Here is a 215-nt window from a genome sequence, read left to right on the forward strand (position 1 = left end):
GTCCTGTTCAGCCTGATCCTGGCGGTGGGAATGCTGGTCGACGACGCGATCATCGTCACCGAATATGCCGAGCGGCGCATGGCCGAGGGCGTGGCCGCGCCGCCGGCCTTCGCCGAGGCCGCCCGGCGCATGTTCGGCCCCGTCGTCGTTTCGACGCTGACGCGCATCGCCGCCTTCTCGCCGCTTTTGTTCTGGCCCGGCATCGTGGGCGAGTT

General features: G+C 69.3%; 1 protein-coding gene. It reads left to right on the forward strand.

Features of this window, described 5'->3' with window-relative positions; genetic code table 11:
- Positions 1-215 (forward strand): efflux RND transporter permease subunit (locus AC5E6L_RS14750; protein ID WP_491774301.1); only part of this gene is annotated, 215 nt, incomplete at both ends.

It is taken from the genome of Roseitalea sp. (genome assembly GCF_984466335.1).